The sequence below is a fragment of the Streptomyces sp. NPDC020192 genome (genome assembly GCF_044388685.1).
GTDB lineage: Bacteria > Actinomycetota > Actinomycetes > Streptomycetales > Streptomycetaceae > Streptomyces.
This window is the reverse complement of record NZ_JBIRXG010000008.1, coordinates 33,685-50,502: the sequence shown is the minus strand read 5'-3', so window position 1 is coordinate 50,502 and position 16,818 is coordinate 33,685. Positions and strand designations below refer to the sequence as shown.

Below are 16,818 nucleotides of genomic sequence, written 5' to 3'. Positions count from 1 at the left end.
CGCATGACCGTCCTGAACACGCCGCTGCACGAGCTGGACCCGGAGATAGCCGCCGCGGTCGACGCCGAGCTGCACCGCCAGCAGTCCACGCTGGAGATGATCGCCTCCGAGAACTTCGCGCCGCTCGCGGTGATGGAGGCGCAGGGCTCGGTGCTGACCAACAAGTACGCCGAGGGCTACCCGGGCCGCCGCTACTACGGCGGCTGCGAGCACGTCGACGTCGCCGAGCAGATCGCCATCGACCGGATCAAGGAGCTGTTCGGCGCCGAGTACGCCAACGTCCAGCCCCACTCCGGCGCCTCCGCCAACCAGGCGGCCCTGTTCGCGCTGGCCCAGCCCGGGGACACCATCCTCGGCCTGGACCTGGCGCACGGCGGTCACCTGACCCACGGCATGCGGCTGAACTTCTCCGGCAAGCAGTTCAACGTGGTCGCCTACCACGTGGACGCCGAGACCGGCCTGGTCGACATGGCCGAGGTCGAGCGTCTCGCCAAGGAGCACCGTCCGAAGGTGATCATCGCCGGCTGGTCGGCGTACCCGCGGCAGCTGGACTTCGCCGAGTTCCGCCGGATCGCCGACGAGGTCGAGGCGTACCTGTGGGTCGACATGGCGCACTTCGCCGGTCTGGTCGCGGCCGGGCTGCACCCGAACCCGGTCGAGCACGCGGACGTGGTCACCTCCACGACCCACAAGACCCTCGGCGGCCCGCGCGGCGGCATCATCCTCGCCAAGCAGGCCTTCGCGAAGAAGCTGAACTCCTCCGTCTTCCCGGGCTTCCAGGGCGGCCCCCTGGAGCACGTGATCGCGGCCAAGGCGGTGTCCTTCAAGGTCGCGGCGAGCGAGGACTTCAAGGAGCGCCAGCGCCGTACGGTGGAGGGTGCCCGCATCCTCGCCGAGCGCCTGACGGCGGACGACGCACGCGAGGCCGGCGTGAACGTGCTCTCCGGCGGTACGGACGTGCACCTGATCCTCGTCGACCTGCGTGAGTCCGAGCTGGACGGCCAGCAGGCCGAGGACCGCCTCCACGAGGTCGGCATCACGGTCAACCGCAACGCCGTCCCGAACGACCCGCGTCCCCCGATGGTCACCTCGGGTCTGCGCATCGGTACGCCCGCCCTCGCGACCCGCGGCTTCACGGCCGAGGACTTCGCCGAGGTCGCGGACGTGATCGCCCAGGCGCTGAAGCCGTCCTACGACGCGGAGGCCCTCAAGGCGCGCGTGAAGGCGCTCGCCGACAAGCACCCGCTGTACCCGGGTCTGACCAAGTAAGTCCCCGGTGGGGCACCCTGGGAGGGTGCCCCACCACCCCCTGTTTACTGAGGAGTGACCGTGGCCATCTCGGTCTTCGACCTGTTCTCGATCGGCATCGGCCCGTCCAGCTCCCACACGGTCGGCCCGATGCGCGCGGCGCGCATGTTCACCCGCCGCCTGCGCAATGAGGGCCTGCTGGGCTCGGTCGTGTCCGTGCGCTGCGAGCTGTACGGCTCGCTCGGCGCGACCGGCCACGGCCACGGCACCCCGAAGGCCGTCCTGCTCGGTCTGGAGGGCGCCTCGCCGCGCACGGTGGACGTCGAGACGGCCGACGAGCGGGTGGCGGGGATCAAGGAGTCGGGCCGCATCTCGCTCCTCGGTGAGCAGGAGATCGCCTTCGACTTCGACCGGGATCTCGTGCTGCACCGCCGCAAGGCCCTGCCGTACCACGCGAACGGCATGACGATCTGGGCGTACGACGCCGAGGGCGCCGAGCTGCTGTCGAAGACGTACTACTCGGTCGGCGGCGGCTTCGTCGTGGACGAGGACGCGGTCGGCGCGGACCGGATCGTGCTGGACGACACGGTCCTGAAGTACTCCTTCCGCACGGGCGACGAGTTGCTGCGCCTGACGAAGGAGACGGGCCTGTCGATCTCCTCGCTGATGCTGGAGAACGAGCGGGCCTGGCGCACCGAGGACGAGATCCGCGCCGGTCTGCTGGAGATCTGGCGGGTGATGCGCGAGTGCGTCCAGCGCGGCATGTCCCGCGAGGGCATTCTCCCCGGTGGCCTCAAGGTCCGCCGTCGCGCGGCCGTCTCGGCCCGCCAACTGCGCGCCGAGGGCGACCCGTTGGCGCACGCGATGGAGTGGATCACGCTCTACGCGATGGCCGTGAACGAGGAGAACGCGGCCGGGGGCCGGGTGGTGACGGCCCCGACCAACGGCGCGGCGGGCATCATCCCCGCGGTCCTGCACTACTACATCAACTTCGTGCCGGGAGCCGACGAGGACGGAGTGGTCCGCTTCCTGCTCGCGGCGGGCGCGATCGGCATGCTCTTCAAGGAGAACGCCTCCATCTCCGGCGCCGAGGTCGGCTGCCAGGGCGAGGTCGGCTCCGCCTGCTCGATGGCGGCGGGCGCGCTCGCGGAGGTCCTGGGCGGGTCCCCTGAGCAGGTCGAGAACGCCGCCGAGATCGGCATGGAACACAACCTCGGCCTCACCTGCGACCCGGTCGGCGGCCTCGTCCAGATCCCCTGCATCGAGCGCAACGGCATGGCCGCGGTGAAGGCGGTCACGGCCGCGAAGATGGCGATGCGCGGCGACGGTTCCCACAAGGTGTCCCTGGACAAGGTCATCAAGACCATGAAGGACACCGGCGCGGACATGAGCGTGAAGTACAAGGAGACCGCCCGGGGCGGGCTCGCGGTGAACATCATCGAGTGCTGAGGAAACAGGCCCTGACCTGCGTGTTCGTGCCTTTCGGCGCTACCAGGTCCTTCCTTGCTCACGCGGCGGAAAGTCCCGCGACACGGCGGTGCCCGCGCCTCGGACACCTCTGGGCGGACACGACGTGCGGCCGACCCCAGCGTGGACCCGGCGCCAGAACTGCGGCGAACAGCAGAAGCACCTGAGTCCAATAACAACAATTTTGTTAAACTTGGCGTATGGCTACTTCTCCCGCCCCTGGCGAAGGCCCTGTCCGCCCGGTCTCCGTCTCCCTCCACGAAGGCACCATCGCAGCCCTCAAAGCGCGTACCGGCAAGCGAGGCATGTCCGCCTACGTCGAAGCCCTCATCCAGCGCCAACTGGAACGCGACCGACTGCGCGAACTCATCGAGGACGCCGAAGCCGAGCACGGCCCCGTCGACCAGGCTGCCGTCGAGGCCAAGCGAGCCCTCCTGCGCGGCGACGCGGCCGATTCGGCGGACGCCGCGTGAGCACCCTCGTCCTGGACTGCGAAGGCCTGTCCAAACTCGTACGACGTACCCCCGAACTCACCGAGTGGCTGGCCGCGGCCGAGGCTGAAGACATCCGCGTCGTCACCAGCTCTGTCACCCTCGTTGAAGCCCGCGACCCCAAAACCAATCAGGCCCGTTTCGATTACGCCGTGTCTCGCGTGAACGTCATCCCGCCCACCGAAGCCATCGCCCGCCACGCCAGCAAACTCCTCGCCGCAGCCGGGCTGCACGGCCACAAGTACGCCCTCGACGCCATCGTGGCTGCCACCGCGCTCGCCTCACCCTCCCCGGTGACGATCCTGACTTCAGACCCCGAGGACCTCCGCATGCTGTGCGGCACCGGCACCCGAGTGATCAAGGTCTGAGCCAGTGGGATGCCGTGCCGGCATCGGCTGCCAGCTCGATCCATTCGGGTGGGCACCCACCGTGCCGGCGCGCGGAAGTGCGCTGTCTCTCCACGACTCACTCCTCGAGAGCAGCGTCTCTTGCTGGTCGGCTTTCGTGCGCCGCGAGTAGGCCTCTTAGCTGGTCCAGGGCTCTCTCGTCGGGACGAGCTCCTTCGAGTGCCGCGAGCAGGGCACGTCGGGCTTCCGGGCCGCCTTCACCGAAGACGTACCTGGCGATCGCCCGTAGGTGGTCACGCGCAAGATTGTGATCCGGGATCGGAAGCAACCGGTCCACATCCATGAGTCGCTGCATATCCCGCACGATGCCCTCGCGGAATGCATGGCTTCCCATGTCCTGGAAGGCTTCCAATGCCTTCACGAGTTCGGATTCCGCAAACGTGGGTTCGGAAGGCACGGCAACGCCAGCCAGGATGGCAATGACCTCATCGAGGTCCACCGGAGTCCATGTCGCCGCAAGGCAGTTGGCTCGTGCCGACACCAGCGCGGCTCGCAGATTCAGACGGGTGGGAAAGTCGGCCGCCAGAGCCCTCACATGATCGACCGCCTCAGGACTGCCGGCGTCGGCGTCCGGAATCTCATGTTGTTCGTCACCGAGCGCACGGTCAAGGCGCATGTGACGCGCATACTCGCCAAGCTGCACCTCGACTCCCGACTGCAGGGCGGCCTGGTGGCCCAGGCCTATACGCACCACGTCGCATCCGCCCCGGGGCGGACTTGCGGTGAACATCATCGGGTGCTGAGGTAAACCGTGTGACGGGTGGGGCGGTGACGGGCGGGGCGGCGCGGTTGCGCGTGCCGGTGGGTGAGGACGCGGAGCGTTGGGTCACGCGGGCCGGCTGTCGCCGTGTCCTGTTCGTCGTGCACAACGTGACATCGGCGACGCGCCTGCTGGACGTCCTCCCGCTGTTCTCCGGCGACCTGCGCGTGCAGATGTTCGCCACCTGCACGGGTTCGTCCCCGTTCCTGGCCGGAGTGCCCGAGCTGCTGGCACGGGCCGGGCTGCCGGTCCTGCCCTGGGAGCAGGCCAGGGAGACGCCGTTCGACCTGGCCGTGTCCGCCAGTTACGGCGGTGAGCTGGCCGCGATCCAGGGCAAGTTGGCGGTCCTGTCCCACGGCGTCGGATACAATAAGAGGCTGGCGACACCGGACAACACCGGACAACACCGGACAACACCGGTCTTCGGTCTCTCTCCCGACTGGCTCCTGTCCGACGGCCGCCCCCTCGCCGACGCCACCGTCCTCTCCCACCCCGAACAACTCGAGCGGCTGCGCTCGTCCTGTCCGGAGGTGGCGCCCACCGCGGTGCTCGCGGGGGACCCGTGCTACGACCGCATCCTCGACGCACTCCCTCAACGCGCCCTCTACCGACGGGCGTTGGGCGTGGGCCCCGGACAGCGACTGGTCGTCGTCAGCTCCACCTGGGCACCCCGCTCCCTCTTCGGCAAAGCCGCGGAGCCGGCGGCGGACGACCTGCTCCCCTGGCTGCTGTCCCGGCTGGCGACGGAGCTGCCGGCCGACGAGTACCGGACGGTCGCGGTCCTGCACCCGAACATCTGGTACGGCCACGGTCCCGGACAGGTCCGTGCCTGGCTGGACACCGCGCGACGGGCCGGCCTCGACGCGATCCCTCCCCTCGACGGGTGGCGCCAGGCCCTGATCGCCGCCGACTGCGTCCTCGGGGACCACTCGAGCGTCACCTACTACGCGGCATCCATCGGCATCCCCGTCCTCCTCGGCGCGTTCCCCCAGCAGGACCTCGACCCGCTCTCCCCCGTCGCCGCCCTCGGCCGCACGGCACCCCGGCTCGTCCGCCGGGGCAGCCTGCGCGCCCAGATCGACCGGGCCGTCGCGTCCCACAACCCCGGCCGGTACAAGGAACTCACGGAGCAGACCAGTTCGTCCCCGGGGGAATCGGCCGCTCTGCTGCGCCGCCTGTTCTACGACCTCATGGACATCCCCGAGCCCGCGGCACACCCCGCGCTGCTCGACCCGCTGCCGCTGCCGCCGTACCTGCCCGCCCGTCGTACCGCCCCGGTGCGCGTGCTCACCGGCGGCATCGGCACGGATCCGGCGGCGGTCACCGTCGCCCGGTACGCCGTCGCCGGTGCCGAACCCGACCCGTCGGACGAGTCGGCGGCCTGGGTGGACTGCGCCCACACCCTGGTCGACGAGGAGACACGGGACACCGGTCGGCTGCGCATCGCCGACATCGTCGTACGGTACGCGGCCGAGGACGACCCGCGGCTCGGCCCGCCGGCCGCCTGGACGGCGGAGGCACTCGACCGCTACCCGTACTGCGGGCTGGTCGCCTACGTCGACGGGCCGGACCGCTGCGTCGTCCGCACCCGCGAGGGAGACCTGGTACGGCTGTCCGCCGCCCCGGGCCTCGACGGGCGAGCCGACCTGTGCGACCCGGCCGCCTACGCCTCCGCCCTCTACGCCTGGCTCACGAGCGGAAGGGGCCTGGACCGGGCCGTGCCCGGGATCACCGTACGCACGGGTGAGGCGGCACACGCCGTCACCGTCGAGCCGCTGTCCCCTGCCGGGCCGTGAGCCGCCGGCTCACTCCAGCTCGGCCAGGCGCGCCCGCACCCGTGCGAGGCCGAGGTGGTTCTCGTGCTCCTCGTACCGCGCGGCGGCGGTGCGCAGGTCCTCCGCCTCCTCCGCGCGGCGGCCCGACGCGCGATGGCAGCGGGCCCGTGCCTCGACGGCGTCGGCCAGTTGCAGCCCCGCGCCCGCCTCGGTCATCACCTTGACGGCCTCGTCGAGACACACCCGCGCCTGCTCCGCGTCTCCCGCGTCCAGGTGGGCGTCGCCCAGGCTCATGTAGACGCGGCCCGCGTTGTAGGTGTCGCCGCCGCCCGGCAGCCGGCGGAACTGCGCGAGGGCGTCGTTCAACCGGCCGACGGCAGAAGGGAAGTGCCGCTGCCTGGTCAGGGCGCGGCCGATGTGGTGCTCCAGCAGGGCCGTGGCCCGGGGCACGTCCGCCCAGCCGTCCTCACCCGGGCCGATCCGGCGCAGCACCTCCTGCGCCTCCTCGAAACACTCCTGGGCGCCGGCGAACTCCCACTGCTTGAGGCGGAGCAGCCCCAGTGCCTCGACGGCGGTCGCCTCGCCCCGGTGGTGGCCGCAGTCCCGGTCAGCGGCCCTGGCCCGTACGAGGGCGTCCTCGGCCTGCGCCACCTGACCGGCCCCCATGTAGCCGAAGGCGAGCTGCGTCCACATCCGGCCGACGGCTCGTGGGTCGCCGAACTCCTCGGCCACGCTGCGCCGGGCGGCCTCGACGCCGAGCAGGTGTGTGTCGATCCACTGGGCGTGGAAGCCGAGCAGCAGATGCAGGCCCCACATGGCCTCGCACAACTGCCAGACGTAGTCGTGGAAGCCGTGGTGCGCGGCCGCCCGGATGACGGCCGCGAGGTTCTCCCGCTCGGCGCGCAGTTCGGCCAGCGCGCGCTTGCCGTCCGCGGGGTCGCGCGGTTCCGGCAGGACGAGTCCCCGATAGGCGGGGCCGAGCCGCCAGCGCAGCGGCATGACACGGAAGTCCGCGGCAGCCGCGAACCGCAGCTGCGCGACCGCCACCCGGCGGACCGCGGCGGCCATGCGGGCGGGCCCGTCCTCGGCCTCCGCGAGCGCGCGGGCGTGCGCCCGGGTCAGGTCGTGGAACCGGTAGCGCTCCTCCCCGACCTCCTCCAGCAGATGCACCCGGGCCAGCTCCTCGAGCAGCGCCCGCGCCTCGTCCTCGCGGATGCCGGCGGCGTGCGCGGCGCACAGGAGGGTCACGGTCGGCCAGGGCCACACCGCGAGCGCGCGGTAGAACGCGGCGCAGTCGGGGGCCAGTTCGGCGTAGGCGGCGTCCTGGACGCGCCGGACGGGATCGGCCGTACCGTCCGGGGCGTCCTCGTCCACGGCGGCGCCTCCCCGGTCGCGATCGCGGTTCCGGTCGGACAGCTGCCGCGCGACGCGCTCCCAGGTCAGTTGGTGCCGTACGGCCAGACCGGCGCCCGTGGTACACACCGCGAGGGGAATCCCGCCCGTGCCCTCCGCCACGGCCCGGACCACGGCGTCCGGGGCGGCCGGGCGGTCGCGCCCGGCGACCCGTCTGATCAGCGTCACGGCGTCCTCGGTCGACAGCGGCCCCAGCTGATACGGCCGGGCACCGTGCTCGCCCACGAGGCGCCCCAGCCGGTACCGGCTCGTCACCAGGACGAGGCACTCCGGCGAGGCCGGGAGCAGCGGAATGACCTGGGCGTCGTCATGGGCGTTGTCCAGTACGACGATCAGGCGCCGGTCGGCCGTGCAGTCGCGGTACAGATCCCGCTGGCGCCCCTCGTCACCCGGCACCATGGCGGACGGCACCCCGAGCCGCTCCAGGAAGCGCGCGAGCACGTCGGAGGGTGCGAGCGCCGTACCGGCCGAGGCGCCCTTCAGGTCCGCGAACAGCACCCCGTCGGGAAACCGCTCCCGCAGCTCGGTCGCACCGTGCACGGCGGCGGCGGTCTTGCCGATGCCACCCGCACCGGTGAGGACGGCGACGACGGGCGCACCCGGTCCCCGGCCCTCCTCGTCGAGCAGGGCCGTGAGCCAGGCGAGCACCTCCGTGCGGTCGGTGAACACGGCCGTCGTCGGCGGCAGCATCCGCGGCCGCGAGGCACCGTGCGCCACGGCGGGTACGGCACGCGGCGACAGCCACGAGGCCTCACGGACCCACTCCGTCACCTCGCGGGCGAACTCCGGTGATCTGCGGGCGAGTTCGAGCAACTGCCGGGCCGCCTCGGTCTGCTGGCGCTCGGTGACGGGGAGGGCGGGCCGACTCGAACCACCCTCCGCCGACCCGGAGTCGTCCCCGGCACGCCCCCGGCTCAGCAGGTCGTAGAGCCGCTCGGAGATCCGCCTGCCCGCCTCGCCGCCCGCTCCGGAGAGGGCACCCGAAGCGACCGTACCGACAGCCGAGAGTGCCATGCCCATCAACGGTTCCACCGCGGAACTCCCCCCAACTCGCCGTACCCGCCATCGTATCGACGCGTCCGGTCGCGGCCGGCGGCTGCTGGACTTCCCCGCGCCTTCACCGGCCTCCACCTCCTGGAGGCCTGACGTGCTCGCCCAGGCATCCCCCTGGTACGTCCACGCCCTTCAGCAGGCCACGGCCAGCCCGGCCGAGCCGCTCCGTCCCCGCGCGGACGGAATGGGCAACGCCGCCCACGTCACCGGCATCGACCTCGTCACCCGGCAAGTCCGCCGAGCCACGCCGACACCGGCAGCCCAGGAGGCAAGCCACAGAAAGCAGGTTCACCACAAAGAGCTACTATTCGATCACATACCGCTACCATCAGTTCGGTGACCGACCTGTACGCTGCGCTCTGGGGACTGCTGGGCAGCAGTGTCGCCGAAGCGCTCAACCTCTCCGCGCTCATGCGACCGAACGGTCCGCGCAGCCGCTGGCGCTGGCCGTGGCGCAACCGCGCCGACCGCCCGGTGATGCTGGTGGCCATCGGCCTACGGCTGTTCGCCGGCTTCGGTCTCACCGCGGCGCTGGGGAACTCGGGCCAACTGCCCAACGCCACGGCTGCCTTCGCCGTCGGCGTGACGACCCCGCTCGTCGTGGCCAAGTTCTTCCAGTCCATCCCCGTCACCGGCCCGGGTGCGCCCCAGCATCCCGAGTCCCCGCTGCCCACCGCGCGGCAGGCGGGCGAGGACGACGAGGCACTGTCGCGGCCCAGGGGGTCCAATGCTGCGAGCTGACACTCCCTTCGGCCGCCTGGTACTGGCGCTGGGGGCTCATCCTCCGGATGCACCGCCGCCGGGGCGGGACCGCCCCGGCGCCCGGCTGGTGACGGCCCTGGCCGCACGCCCACTGTCGGCGGGGGTCGCCCCGGTTCTGGCACCGCTTACGCGCCCCTGCCGAATGTCCTCGCGGACGAAATGGCTCCCCGGGCTGCTGACCAGTTGGCTCGTCGTACTGGCATGCCTCACCTCCGCCGCCGTACAGGGGACGCTGCCGTCGCCGTGGCAGAGCGTGGCGCCGGAGCACGGGGACGCAGTACAGCCGGAGCAGTGGCGGCCGGACACCGGCCGGCTCGGGCGAGCCGGTACGGCGGCGTTCACGCCGGACGGCCGGTTGCTCGTGACGGTCAGCGGCTCCTCGGTGGACACGTGGGACATGGCGGACCCCGAGCATCCGGAACGCGTCGGCCTCGGGGACGGCGTGGCGGGGGCAGGGGTGACCGCCCTCGGCATCAGCCCGGACGGCCGGACACTCGTGACCGCCGGGACGAACGGTATGCGCGCCCTGGCGGTGGGATCGGGACTGCCCCAGTGGTCCTTCGCTCGCACCGTCGGAGTGGTGAAGGCCCTTCGCGTCACGGGGCGCGGTGTGCTGCTGGTGGCCTCCGGCCCCGGCGGCCCCACCCAGGTGATGGAACTGCGCCTCGACCACGGCAGACCGCTTCCTCCTGTGAGACTGAGCAGCCTGCTCGACGCCCCACGGTCCGCGCAGTTCTCCCCCGACGGGCGCATCCTCGCGCTCGCCGACACCGCCGGAGCCGTGCGCCTGTGGAACCTCGCGGACCCGCGACATCCACAGGCGGCGCCCCCCTTCACCCCCGGCGGCGAGAAGACCGACGGCCTCGCTTTCAGCGCGGACGGCCGACTGCTGGCCACGGTGAACGACGGCGGGACTGTGCGCCTGTGGGATGTGACCGTTGCCGCACACCCCCGCTACCTCGGGCGCCCGTTCACCGGCGCCAGGCGGGTCACCGGCGTCGCCTTCAGCCCCGACGCCCGGCTCGTGGCCACGGTGAGCGGCGACGGTACGGCGAGTCTGTGGAGGCGCAGGCCCGAAACCAGCGCCGCATCCGACACCGGAGGCTGATATTCCTCCAGGACCTGCCGGGTGGTAACCGATCAGGTGTCGGCCAGCAGCAGATCCTCCCCCGTGGACGGCCGCAGGCCGTCCGGCCGGCCGGCGAAGTACCGCTCGGCGAGGGAGGTGCCCGAGACGTGCCGGGCCTCCTTGAATCCGGCCTCTCGGGCCAGTTCCAGCATCTCCTCGGGTGTGTAGAAGCTGAGGAACGGCGTGCCCGCGCTTTCCGCGCCGGCCTTGCTGCGGCGCAGGCCCGGGCGGTCGGCCTCGGCCACGAGGTCTTCCGGCAGGAGGAAGGTCATGGCGAGGGTCGAGCCGGGGGCCAGGCCGGCGATCTGGCGCAGGGTCGTGGCCGTGGCGTCCTTGGTGAGGTACATCGTGACGCCGACGGAGGCGATGACCGCCGGCCGGCCGGGGTCGAACCCGGCCGCCGTGAGCTGCTCCCGCCAGGCCCCGCCGCTCGCCTCGAAGTCGACCGGCACCAGGTGCAGCCAGTCGGGGATGTCGTAGCCGAGTTCGGCGAGGCGCCGGCGCTTCCAGTCCTGCGGGCCGGGCTGGTCCACCTCGAAGACGTGCAGCCGGGACGCGGCCTCGGCCCTGCGCTGGGCGAAGGTGTCCAGCCCGGCGCCCAGGAGGACGTACTGGTCGACGCCGTGTCCGGCGGCCCGCTCGGCGAGCAGGTCCTCGACGAACCGGGCACGGGCCACCATGGCGGCCCGGAAGGTGCTGGTGGCCGCCGGCTCCATGTCCGGGCGGTCGCGCCAGCCGTCGGCGGGGTCGGCGATCCGCAGGCCGATCTCGTCCTCCAGGACATGGGGCGGCGCGTCGACCCGGACGTGCATCGCCCGCCACAGGGCGCAGCGCACGGCGGTGTTGTCCGGGGTCCCGGGCGTGGCACCGTCACCCGTCACGGCTGGTCCTTCCGGGGAGCCTGGAGGGTCCACAGGCGGCCGTCGGGGTCGCGGACGGTCATCAGCCGCGTCCCGAAGTGGGTGTCCTCGAACGGGGTGACCACCTCGACGGCGGGGTCGGCGCGGAACGCGTCCGCGTCCGGCACCTTCAGCACGATCTGCGTCTGCGGCTCCCGGTCCCCGGGGACCTCGGCGATGAACACGTACGGCCCGTCGCCGTTGCGGAGCCGGCCGGAGTTGTGGTCGGTCTCGAACTCCAGGTCGTAGCCCAGTCCCTGGAAGAACCGGGCCGCCCTGCCCCAGTTGTGCGTCTCCAGGAAGACGGCTTCGATGCCCTCGGTAGCCATGTCAGGCCTCCTCGTCGGTCTGGTCTCCACGGGCGTCGTCGAGGTAGGCGCGCAGCGCGTCTGCGACCAGCGCCGACAGCGACATGCCCGACTCGATGGCGCGGTACTTCACCTGCTTGATCAGTCCGATCGGCAGGTACACGTTGAACTGCTTGACGTCCTCATCACCCACGGCCACGAGGCTAGCATGCTAGCAATCTAGCCGCCACGATTCGCACGACGACAGCGGCCGATGTTCCTCCAGGGGCTACCCGGCAGTAACCGCTTCCTCCTACGCTTCCGCCAACTCGACGGCAGCGAAAGGGAGTTCAGGCATGCAGGTGTTGAGACGGCTGGCGGCGCTCGTGGGAGCGGCGGCCGTGCTGGTGGCGGTACCGGGCAACGCCCACGCGGCGGCGGCGAAGTTCTCCGAGACGACGGCGATCGGCACGCACAACGCGTACGACAAGTCGAAGTACACGTACTTCGCCCAGGCACTGGACTCCGGTGCCTCGCTGCTGGAGATCGACATCTACGCCGACAGCCTGAACAGGCGCTGGCGGGTCAGCCACAGCAACCCGATCGGCAACAACAACAACAACTGCGAGGACGCGAAGACGCCCGGCGAGCTGTACAGCAAGGACCGCAACCAGGACTTCGGCAGCTGCCTGGACAACATCGCGGCCTGGAACCAGCTCCACCCCGACCACGCGCCGATCGTCTTCAAGATAGAGATGAAGGCCGGCTTCAACAACGACGTCGGCCTCGGTCCGGACGAGTTCGACACGCTGGTCGACCAGAAACTGGGCAGCAGCGTCTACAAGCCGTCCGACCTGCTGGGTTCGTCGTACTCCACGCTGGACGCGGCCGCGAAGGCGAACGCCTGGCCGAGCCGGGACTCCCTCAAGGGCAAGTTCGTCTTCGAGGTGATCCCCGGCACGGTGGAGATGAAGAACCCGTTCGACCACTACTGGACGGACCAGGAGTACGGCGACCACCTGCGCGACCTCTACGCGGCCGGGAACATCGCGCGGGCCGAGGCCTTCCCCGCGGTGCTGGGCGCGGCGAACGGGGACCCGCGGTCGAGCCGCTGGACCCCCGACGCCTCGATCCGCCCCTGGTTCGTGTTCTTCGACGGCGACGCGGCGACGTACGTCAACAACGGCTACGACACGTCGTTCTACTCCACGAACCACTACATCCTGATCATGACGGACGCCGCCGGCGTGTCCCCGGCGATCTCCTCGACCACTCCCACGGACGCCGAGGTGGCGGCCAGGCTGGCGCTGCTGGCCGGGGACCACGCGAGCATCATCACCTCGGACTGGTCGGCGAAGTCGGCGTCGGTACTCAGTTCGGTGGTCACCCGGAGCTGACGTTCCCCCGGCCGGGGGCGGATCGGGCGGGCCGTCGTGGGGCATCACTCAACCAGCAACGCCAACTCCTTACCCCCACCGGCACTTCGAGGAGTCCCCCACATGCTCCAGGGCATCGATGTCAGCGCCTTCCAGTCGTCCTCGTACGACACGAGCGGCCTCTCCTTCGCCTTCGTCAAGGCGACGGAGGGCCGCACGTACGTCAATCCCCATGCCACCGCCCAGGCGAACACCGCCCGCCACGCCGGCCTGGTCGTCGGCTTCTACCACTTCCTGTGGCCCGGGAACCTCACCGCCCAGGCCGAACACTTCGTGTCCGCCGCCCCGTCCCAGGCGGGCGACATCCTCGCCGTCGACTGGGAGACGACGGGCGACAGCACGCACGCCAGCAGCGCGGAGAAGGACACCTTCATCAAGAAGGTGAAGTCCCTACGGCCCACCCACCGGGTCATCCTCTACGCGAACCGCGATTTCTGGATCAACGTCGACGACACCTCCTACGCCGGTGACGGCCTGTGGATCGCCGACTACGTCACCGCAGGCAAGCCCCGCATCAAGGCGAAGTGGCTCTTCCACCAGTACACGAGCAACCCGCACGACAAGAACGTGGCCGACTTCGCGAGCACGGCGGCGCTGAAGCACTGGGCCGACGGCGCATAAGAGCTCACTTCTCCGCCCGGAGACGCTTGACGGGCGGATCCGCGAGGTACTGGTTCAGCACATCGAAGGTCCGAAGCCCGTTCGGAGACTCTCGTACCAGGCAACGCCGTAGGCATTGCAGTTCGAACAGACCAGGCCACGCACGCACTCACCACAGCTTCGCCTGCCCCAACAGCACGCGTGGTCATGGTCGATGTGCAGGGTCCGCCCGTCAGAGTCGGACGCGCTCAGCGTTACATGGTGCGGTGAGCGGAAGGCGGTTGACGTCAGCCACGGAAGGACGCCGGGCGCTCCGGGGAGGCTTCCGCGAGGGCCTTCCGGACGGCCTCCACGCCGGCCCGCAGGCCGTAGACCGGGGTGTCGGGCTGCTGGTGCCAGGAGTCGTCGATGCCGCCCGCGTCGACCGTGTCGAAGCCCAGTTCGTCGATCAGGGCACGGACCTTGGCCTTGGCCGCCTCATCGTCTCCCGCCACCGGGAGGGCGAGGCGGTCGGGGCTGCCCGCCGGGCGGGGGCGCTCCAGGATGTCCTGGGCGTAGGTGCCGTTGAAGGCCTTGATCACCGGGTGGCCCAGGTGCTGTTCCGTCCAGCGGCTCTCGGTCAGGCCCTCGTCCTCGATGGCCGCGATCCTGCCGTCCCGCTCCTTCGGGTAGTAGTTGCCGGTGTCGATCACCGCCACGCCCTCGGCCGCGCCGTCCAGCAGGCCCGACGGGAGGTTCGGTACGGCCTTGAGCGGAACGGTGACGACCACCACCTCGGCGCCCTTGGCCGCCTCCTCGGCCCGGACCGCGGTCGCGCCGGTCTCCTCGGCCAGCTCCCTGAGCGTCTCGGGGCCCCGGGAGTTGGCCACGGAGACGTCGTGGCCGAGGGCGGTGAGCCTGCGGGTGAGGTTGCCGCCGATGTTGCCCGCGCCGATGATGCCGATCTTCATGACACCCTCCACATAATCCATGCGTGTGCATGCTTCTTGTGATGGGCGTAAACCTCGGCGCCGACCGGAGTATTCCGGCGATGCGGCAATCGGGCGAACGGCGTCAGGGGCGTACGACGATCTTGCCCAGGTGCGTGTTCGACTCCATCAGGCGGTGCGCGTCCGCCATACGGTCCAGGCCGTCGTACACCTCGGCGATCACCGGGCGCAGGGTGCCGTCGGTGAGGCCGGAGCCGACGTAGTGGGCGGCGCGGCGGCGGCCCTCGGCGTTGCCGGTCAGGACGAAGTTGGCGTAGCCGTGGACCGTGACGGGCCAGTTCCGGGGCAGTTCGACGGGGCCCTCGGACAGCCAGCCGTAACTGACCATGGTGGCGTCGGCGGCGGCCGCTCCGCCCAGCTCCCGGAAGTACGAGCCGCCGATCGCGTCCAGGACGATCTCGGCGCCCCGGCCGTCGGTCAGCCGCCGGGCCTCCTTGACCACGTCCTCGGCGTCGGTGACGATCACGTGCTCGGCACCCAGATCGAGCAGCGCCTGCCGCTTGGCCTCGGTGCGGGTGGTCGCGATCGGGACCGCGCCGGCCCGCCGGGCCACCTGGATCGCCGCGGTGCCGACCCCGCTGGACGCCCCGGTGATCAGCACATGGTCGCCGGCCGTCAGGCCGGCCCGCTCGATCAGGGCGCCGTACGCCGTCGTGTACGTGAGCCAGACGGCGGAGGCGGTGACCGCGTCGACACCGGCCGGGCGCGGCACGACCGAGGTCTCGGACAGCAGGACGAGGTCGCCGTAGACGCCGTGGGTGCTGAGGTGCATGTTCGCCGCGCTGAGGACCGGGTCGCCCGGCGCGAACGCCGTCACACCCGCGCCGACCGCCACCACCTCGCCGGCGGCCTCGTAGCCGTTGCGGGAGCCCGGCAGGGTGGGCTGGTAGAAGTACGTCCCGGCGCGCAGCATCGCCTCGGCCCGGTTCAGCCCGAGCGCCTCGACCCGCACCAGCACCTCGCCCGGAGCGGGGTCCGGCAGTTCGGTCTCCTCGACCGTGAGGACCTCGGGTCCGCCGGTCTCGTGAAAGAGCACTGTGCGTGCGGTAGTTGTCATGCCGTCGACGCTATGCCGGGGAGACGAGACGCTCCATGCCCTTCCGTCTCGGTTTCATGTCCGTACGTCTTCCCGTACGTCTTCCCCTCCTGAACTCCCCGTCTAAGGTGGGCTCATGGACGTACTCAGCGATGTCGTCGCCGCGATGCGCACCGGGCGGCCGCACTCCGCGCGCCGGTACAAGTACGCGCCCTGGGGCATCACGTTCGCCGGCGCCGCCGAGGCCGGGTTCCATGTGGTGCTGCGCGGCTCGGCCTGGCTGATTCCGCGGGACGGGGAGCCGGTGGCGCTGGCGCCGGGGGACGTCGTCTTCCTCGCGCACGGGCAGGAGCACTCGCTGGTCAGCGCGCCCGGTGCACCCACGCACGAGGTACGGCTGCTGCCCGACGGCACCTGGACCAAGACGCCGCCCGAGGAGCCGAGGCCGGGCTGCCCGGACACGGTCACGCTGTGCGGGACGTACCAGCTGGACCGCGACCGCGCGCACCGGCTGCTGGCCGAGCTGCCGGAGGTGGTGCACCTGCCCGCCACGGTCGGCGGTCACCGCTCGCTACGGGCGGCGGTGGAGCTGCTCGGGATGGAGCTGGAGGAGCAGCGGCCGGGCACCGACGCGATCGTCACCTCGCTGCTGGACACCCTGTTGCTGTACATCCTGCGGGCCTGGTGGGAGGGCGAGCACGCGGCGGGGCGGGCCCGCGGCTGGGCGGCGGCGCTGGGCGATCCGGCGGTCGCGGCGGCGCTGCGCGCGATCCACGGGGATCCGGCACGCACGTGGACGGTGGCCGAGCTCGGCGCGGCCGGCGGGCTGTCCCGGGCGGCCTTCGCGCGCCGGTTCGCGGTGCTGGTGGGCGAGCCGCCGCTGACGTATCTGACCTGGTGGCGGATGACGACGGCGGGCCGGCTGCTGCGCCACGACGACCTCTCCCTGCGCCAGATCGCCGAACGCACCGGCTACACCTCGGAGTTCGCCTTCGCCAAGGCTTTCAAGAGGGAGTACGGGGTGGCGCCAGGACAATACCGGCGACAGGCATGACAAAGGGGCCCT

The 16,818-nt window shown here is 71.3% G+C and carries 18 protein-coding genes; 10 read left to right on the top strand and 8 right to left on the bottom strand.

The window, feature by feature from the left end; genetic code table 11:
- The first annotated feature begins 3 nt into the window (after positions 1–3).
- The 4 genes from glyA to ACH47Z_RS17225 all read left to right on the top strand — a co-directional run bounded on the left by glyA (position 4) and on the right by ACH47Z_RS17225 (position 3,574).
- Positions 4–1,269 (top strand): serine hydroxymethyltransferase, encoded by a 1,266-nt coding sequence (glyA, locus tag ACH47Z_RS17240; protein ID WP_399074332.1) that lies wholly within the window; start codon positions 4–6, stop codon positions 1,267–1,269.
- A 60-nt stretch (positions 1,270–1,329) separates the two neighbouring features.
- Positions 1,330–2,697, top strand: coding sequence for an L-serine ammonia-lyase (locus ACH47Z_RS17235; protein WP_399074330.1), 1,368 nt, complete (start codon positions 1,330–1,332; stop codon positions 2,695–2,697).
- Between the two features lie 218 nt (positions 2,698–2,915).
- On the top strand, positions 2,916–3,188 hold the full coding sequence (locus ACH47Z_RS17230) for a hypothetical protein (RefSeq protein WP_399074328.1): 273 nt from the start codon (positions 2,916–2,918) through the stop codon (positions 3,186–3,188).
- Positions 3,185–3,574, top strand: coding sequence for a type II toxin-antitoxin system VapC family toxin (locus tag ACH47Z_RS17225; RefSeq protein WP_399074326.1), 390 nt, complete (start codon positions 3,185–3,187; stop codon positions 3,572–3,574). The genes ACH47Z_RS17230 and ACH47Z_RS17225 overlap by 4 nt, the downstream gene beginning before the upstream one ends.
- A gap of 97 nt (positions 3,575–3,671) precedes the next feature.
- Here ACH47Z_RS17225 and ACH47Z_RS17220 read toward each other — a convergent pair whose 3' ends face one another.
- The gene (locus ACH47Z_RS17220; protein ID WP_399074324.1) at positions 3,672–4,307 is read right to left on the bottom strand and encodes a hypothetical protein; all 636 of its coding nucleotides are present in this window, start codon (positions 4,305–4,307) and stop codon (positions 3,672–3,674) included.
- A gap of 74 nt (positions 4,308–4,381) precedes the next feature.
- Here ACH47Z_RS17220 and ACH47Z_RS17215 point away from each other — a divergent pair, with 74 nt between their 5' ends.
- Positions 4,382–6,169: a hypothetical protein gene (locus tag ACH47Z_RS17215; protein ID WP_399074837.1), complete on the top strand. Its 1,788-nt coding sequence runs from the start codon at positions 4,382–4,384 to the stop codon at positions 6,167–6,169.
- A gap of 9 nt (positions 6,170–6,178) precedes the next feature.
- Here ACH47Z_RS17215 and ACH47Z_RS17210 read toward each other — a convergent pair whose 3' ends face one another.
- The gene (locus ACH47Z_RS17210; protein ID WP_399074322.1) at positions 6,179–8,575 is read right to left on the bottom strand and encodes an NB-ARC domain-containing protein; all 2,397 of its coding nucleotides are present in this window, start codon (positions 8,573–8,575) and stop codon (positions 6,179–6,181) included.
- Positions 8,576–8,950: 375 nt separating this feature from the next.
- On the opposite strand from ACH47Z_RS17210, the gene ACH47Z_RS17205 reads away from it, so the two are divergent.
- Complete coding sequence (locus tag ACH47Z_RS17205) at positions 8,951–9,355, top strand: hypothetical protein (protein ID WP_399074320.1); 405 nt, start codon at positions 8,951–8,953, stop codon at positions 9,353–9,355.
- Positions 9,356–9,518: 163 nt separating this feature from the next.
- Positions 9,519–10,484 (top strand): WD40 repeat domain-containing protein, encoded by a 966-nt coding sequence (locus ACH47Z_RS17200; RefSeq protein ID WP_399074318.1) that lies wholly within the window; start codon positions 9,519–9,521, stop codon positions 10,482–10,484.
- Between the two features lie 32 nt (positions 10,485–10,516).
- Here ACH47Z_RS17200 and ACH47Z_RS17195 read toward each other — a convergent pair whose 3' ends face one another.
- Genes ACH47Z_RS17195 through ACH47Z_RS17185 form a run of 3 tightly spaced genes read right to left on the bottom strand, consistent with a single transcriptional unit; the run spans position 10,517 to position 11,905 of the window.
- Positions 10,517–11,386, bottom strand: coding sequence for a class I SAM-dependent methyltransferase (locus tag ACH47Z_RS17195; RefSeq protein WP_399074316.1), 870 nt, complete (start codon positions 11,384–11,386; stop codon positions 10,517–10,519).
- Complete coding sequence (locus tag ACH47Z_RS17190; RefSeq protein WP_399074314.1) at positions 11,383–11,733, bottom strand: VOC family protein; 351 nt, start codon at positions 11,731–11,733, stop codon at positions 11,383–11,385. Before ACH47Z_RS17190 ends, ACH47Z_RS17195 begins: the two co-directional genes overlap by 4 nt.
- 1 nt (position 11,734) lies before the next feature.
- Entirely contained in the window at positions 11,735–11,905 is a 171-nt protein-coding gene (locus tag ACH47Z_RS17185; protein WP_399074312.1) for a CopG family transcriptional regulator, read from the bottom strand.
- A 142-nt stretch (positions 11,906–12,047) separates the two neighbouring features.
- Here ACH47Z_RS17185 and ACH47Z_RS17180 point away from each other — a divergent pair, with 142 nt between their 5' ends.
- Complete coding sequence (locus ACH47Z_RS17180) at positions 12,048–13,088, top strand: phosphatidylinositol-specific phospholipase C domain-containing protein (protein ID WP_399074310.1); 1,041 nt, start codon at positions 12,048–12,050, stop codon at positions 13,086–13,088.
- Between the two features lie 102 nt (positions 13,089–13,190).
- Positions 13,191–13,748, top strand: a complete 558-nt coding sequence (locus ACH47Z_RS17175) for a GH25 family lysozyme (protein ID WP_399074308.1) — start codon at positions 13,191–13,193, stop codon at positions 13,746–13,748.
- Between the two features lie 54 nt (positions 13,749–13,802).
- On the opposite strand, the gene ACH47Z_RS17170 is transcribed toward ACH47Z_RS17175, so the two are convergent.
- The 3 genes from ACH47Z_RS17170 to ACH47Z_RS17160 all read right to left on the bottom strand — a co-directional run bounded on the left by ACH47Z_RS17170 (position 13,803) and on the right by ACH47Z_RS17160 (position 15,773).
- Positions 13,803–13,979, bottom strand: a complete 177-nt coding sequence (locus tag ACH47Z_RS17170; protein WP_399074835.1) for an endonuclease domain-containing protein — start codon at positions 13,977–13,979, stop codon at positions 13,803–13,805.
- A 35-nt stretch (positions 13,980–14,014) separates the two neighbouring features.
- Positions 14,015–14,677, bottom strand: a complete 663-nt coding sequence (locus tag ACH47Z_RS17165; protein WP_399074833.1) for an NADPH-dependent F420 reductase — start codon at positions 14,675–14,677, stop codon at positions 14,015–14,017.
- 103 nt (positions 14,678–14,780) lie between these two features.
- Positions 14,781–15,773: a zinc-dependent alcohol dehydrogenase family protein gene (locus tag ACH47Z_RS17160; RefSeq protein ID WP_399074306.1), complete on the bottom strand. Its 993-nt coding sequence runs from the start codon at positions 15,771–15,773 to the stop codon at positions 14,781–14,783.
- 115 nt (positions 15,774–15,888) lie between these two features.
- On the opposite strand from ACH47Z_RS17160, the gene ACH47Z_RS17155 reads away from it, so the two are divergent.
- Positions 15,889–16,806: an AraC family transcriptional regulator gene (locus ACH47Z_RS17155; protein WP_399074304.1), complete on the top strand. Its 918-nt coding sequence runs from the start codon at positions 15,889–15,891 to the stop codon at positions 16,804–16,806.
- Positions 16,807–16,818 lie beyond the last annotated feature (12 nt).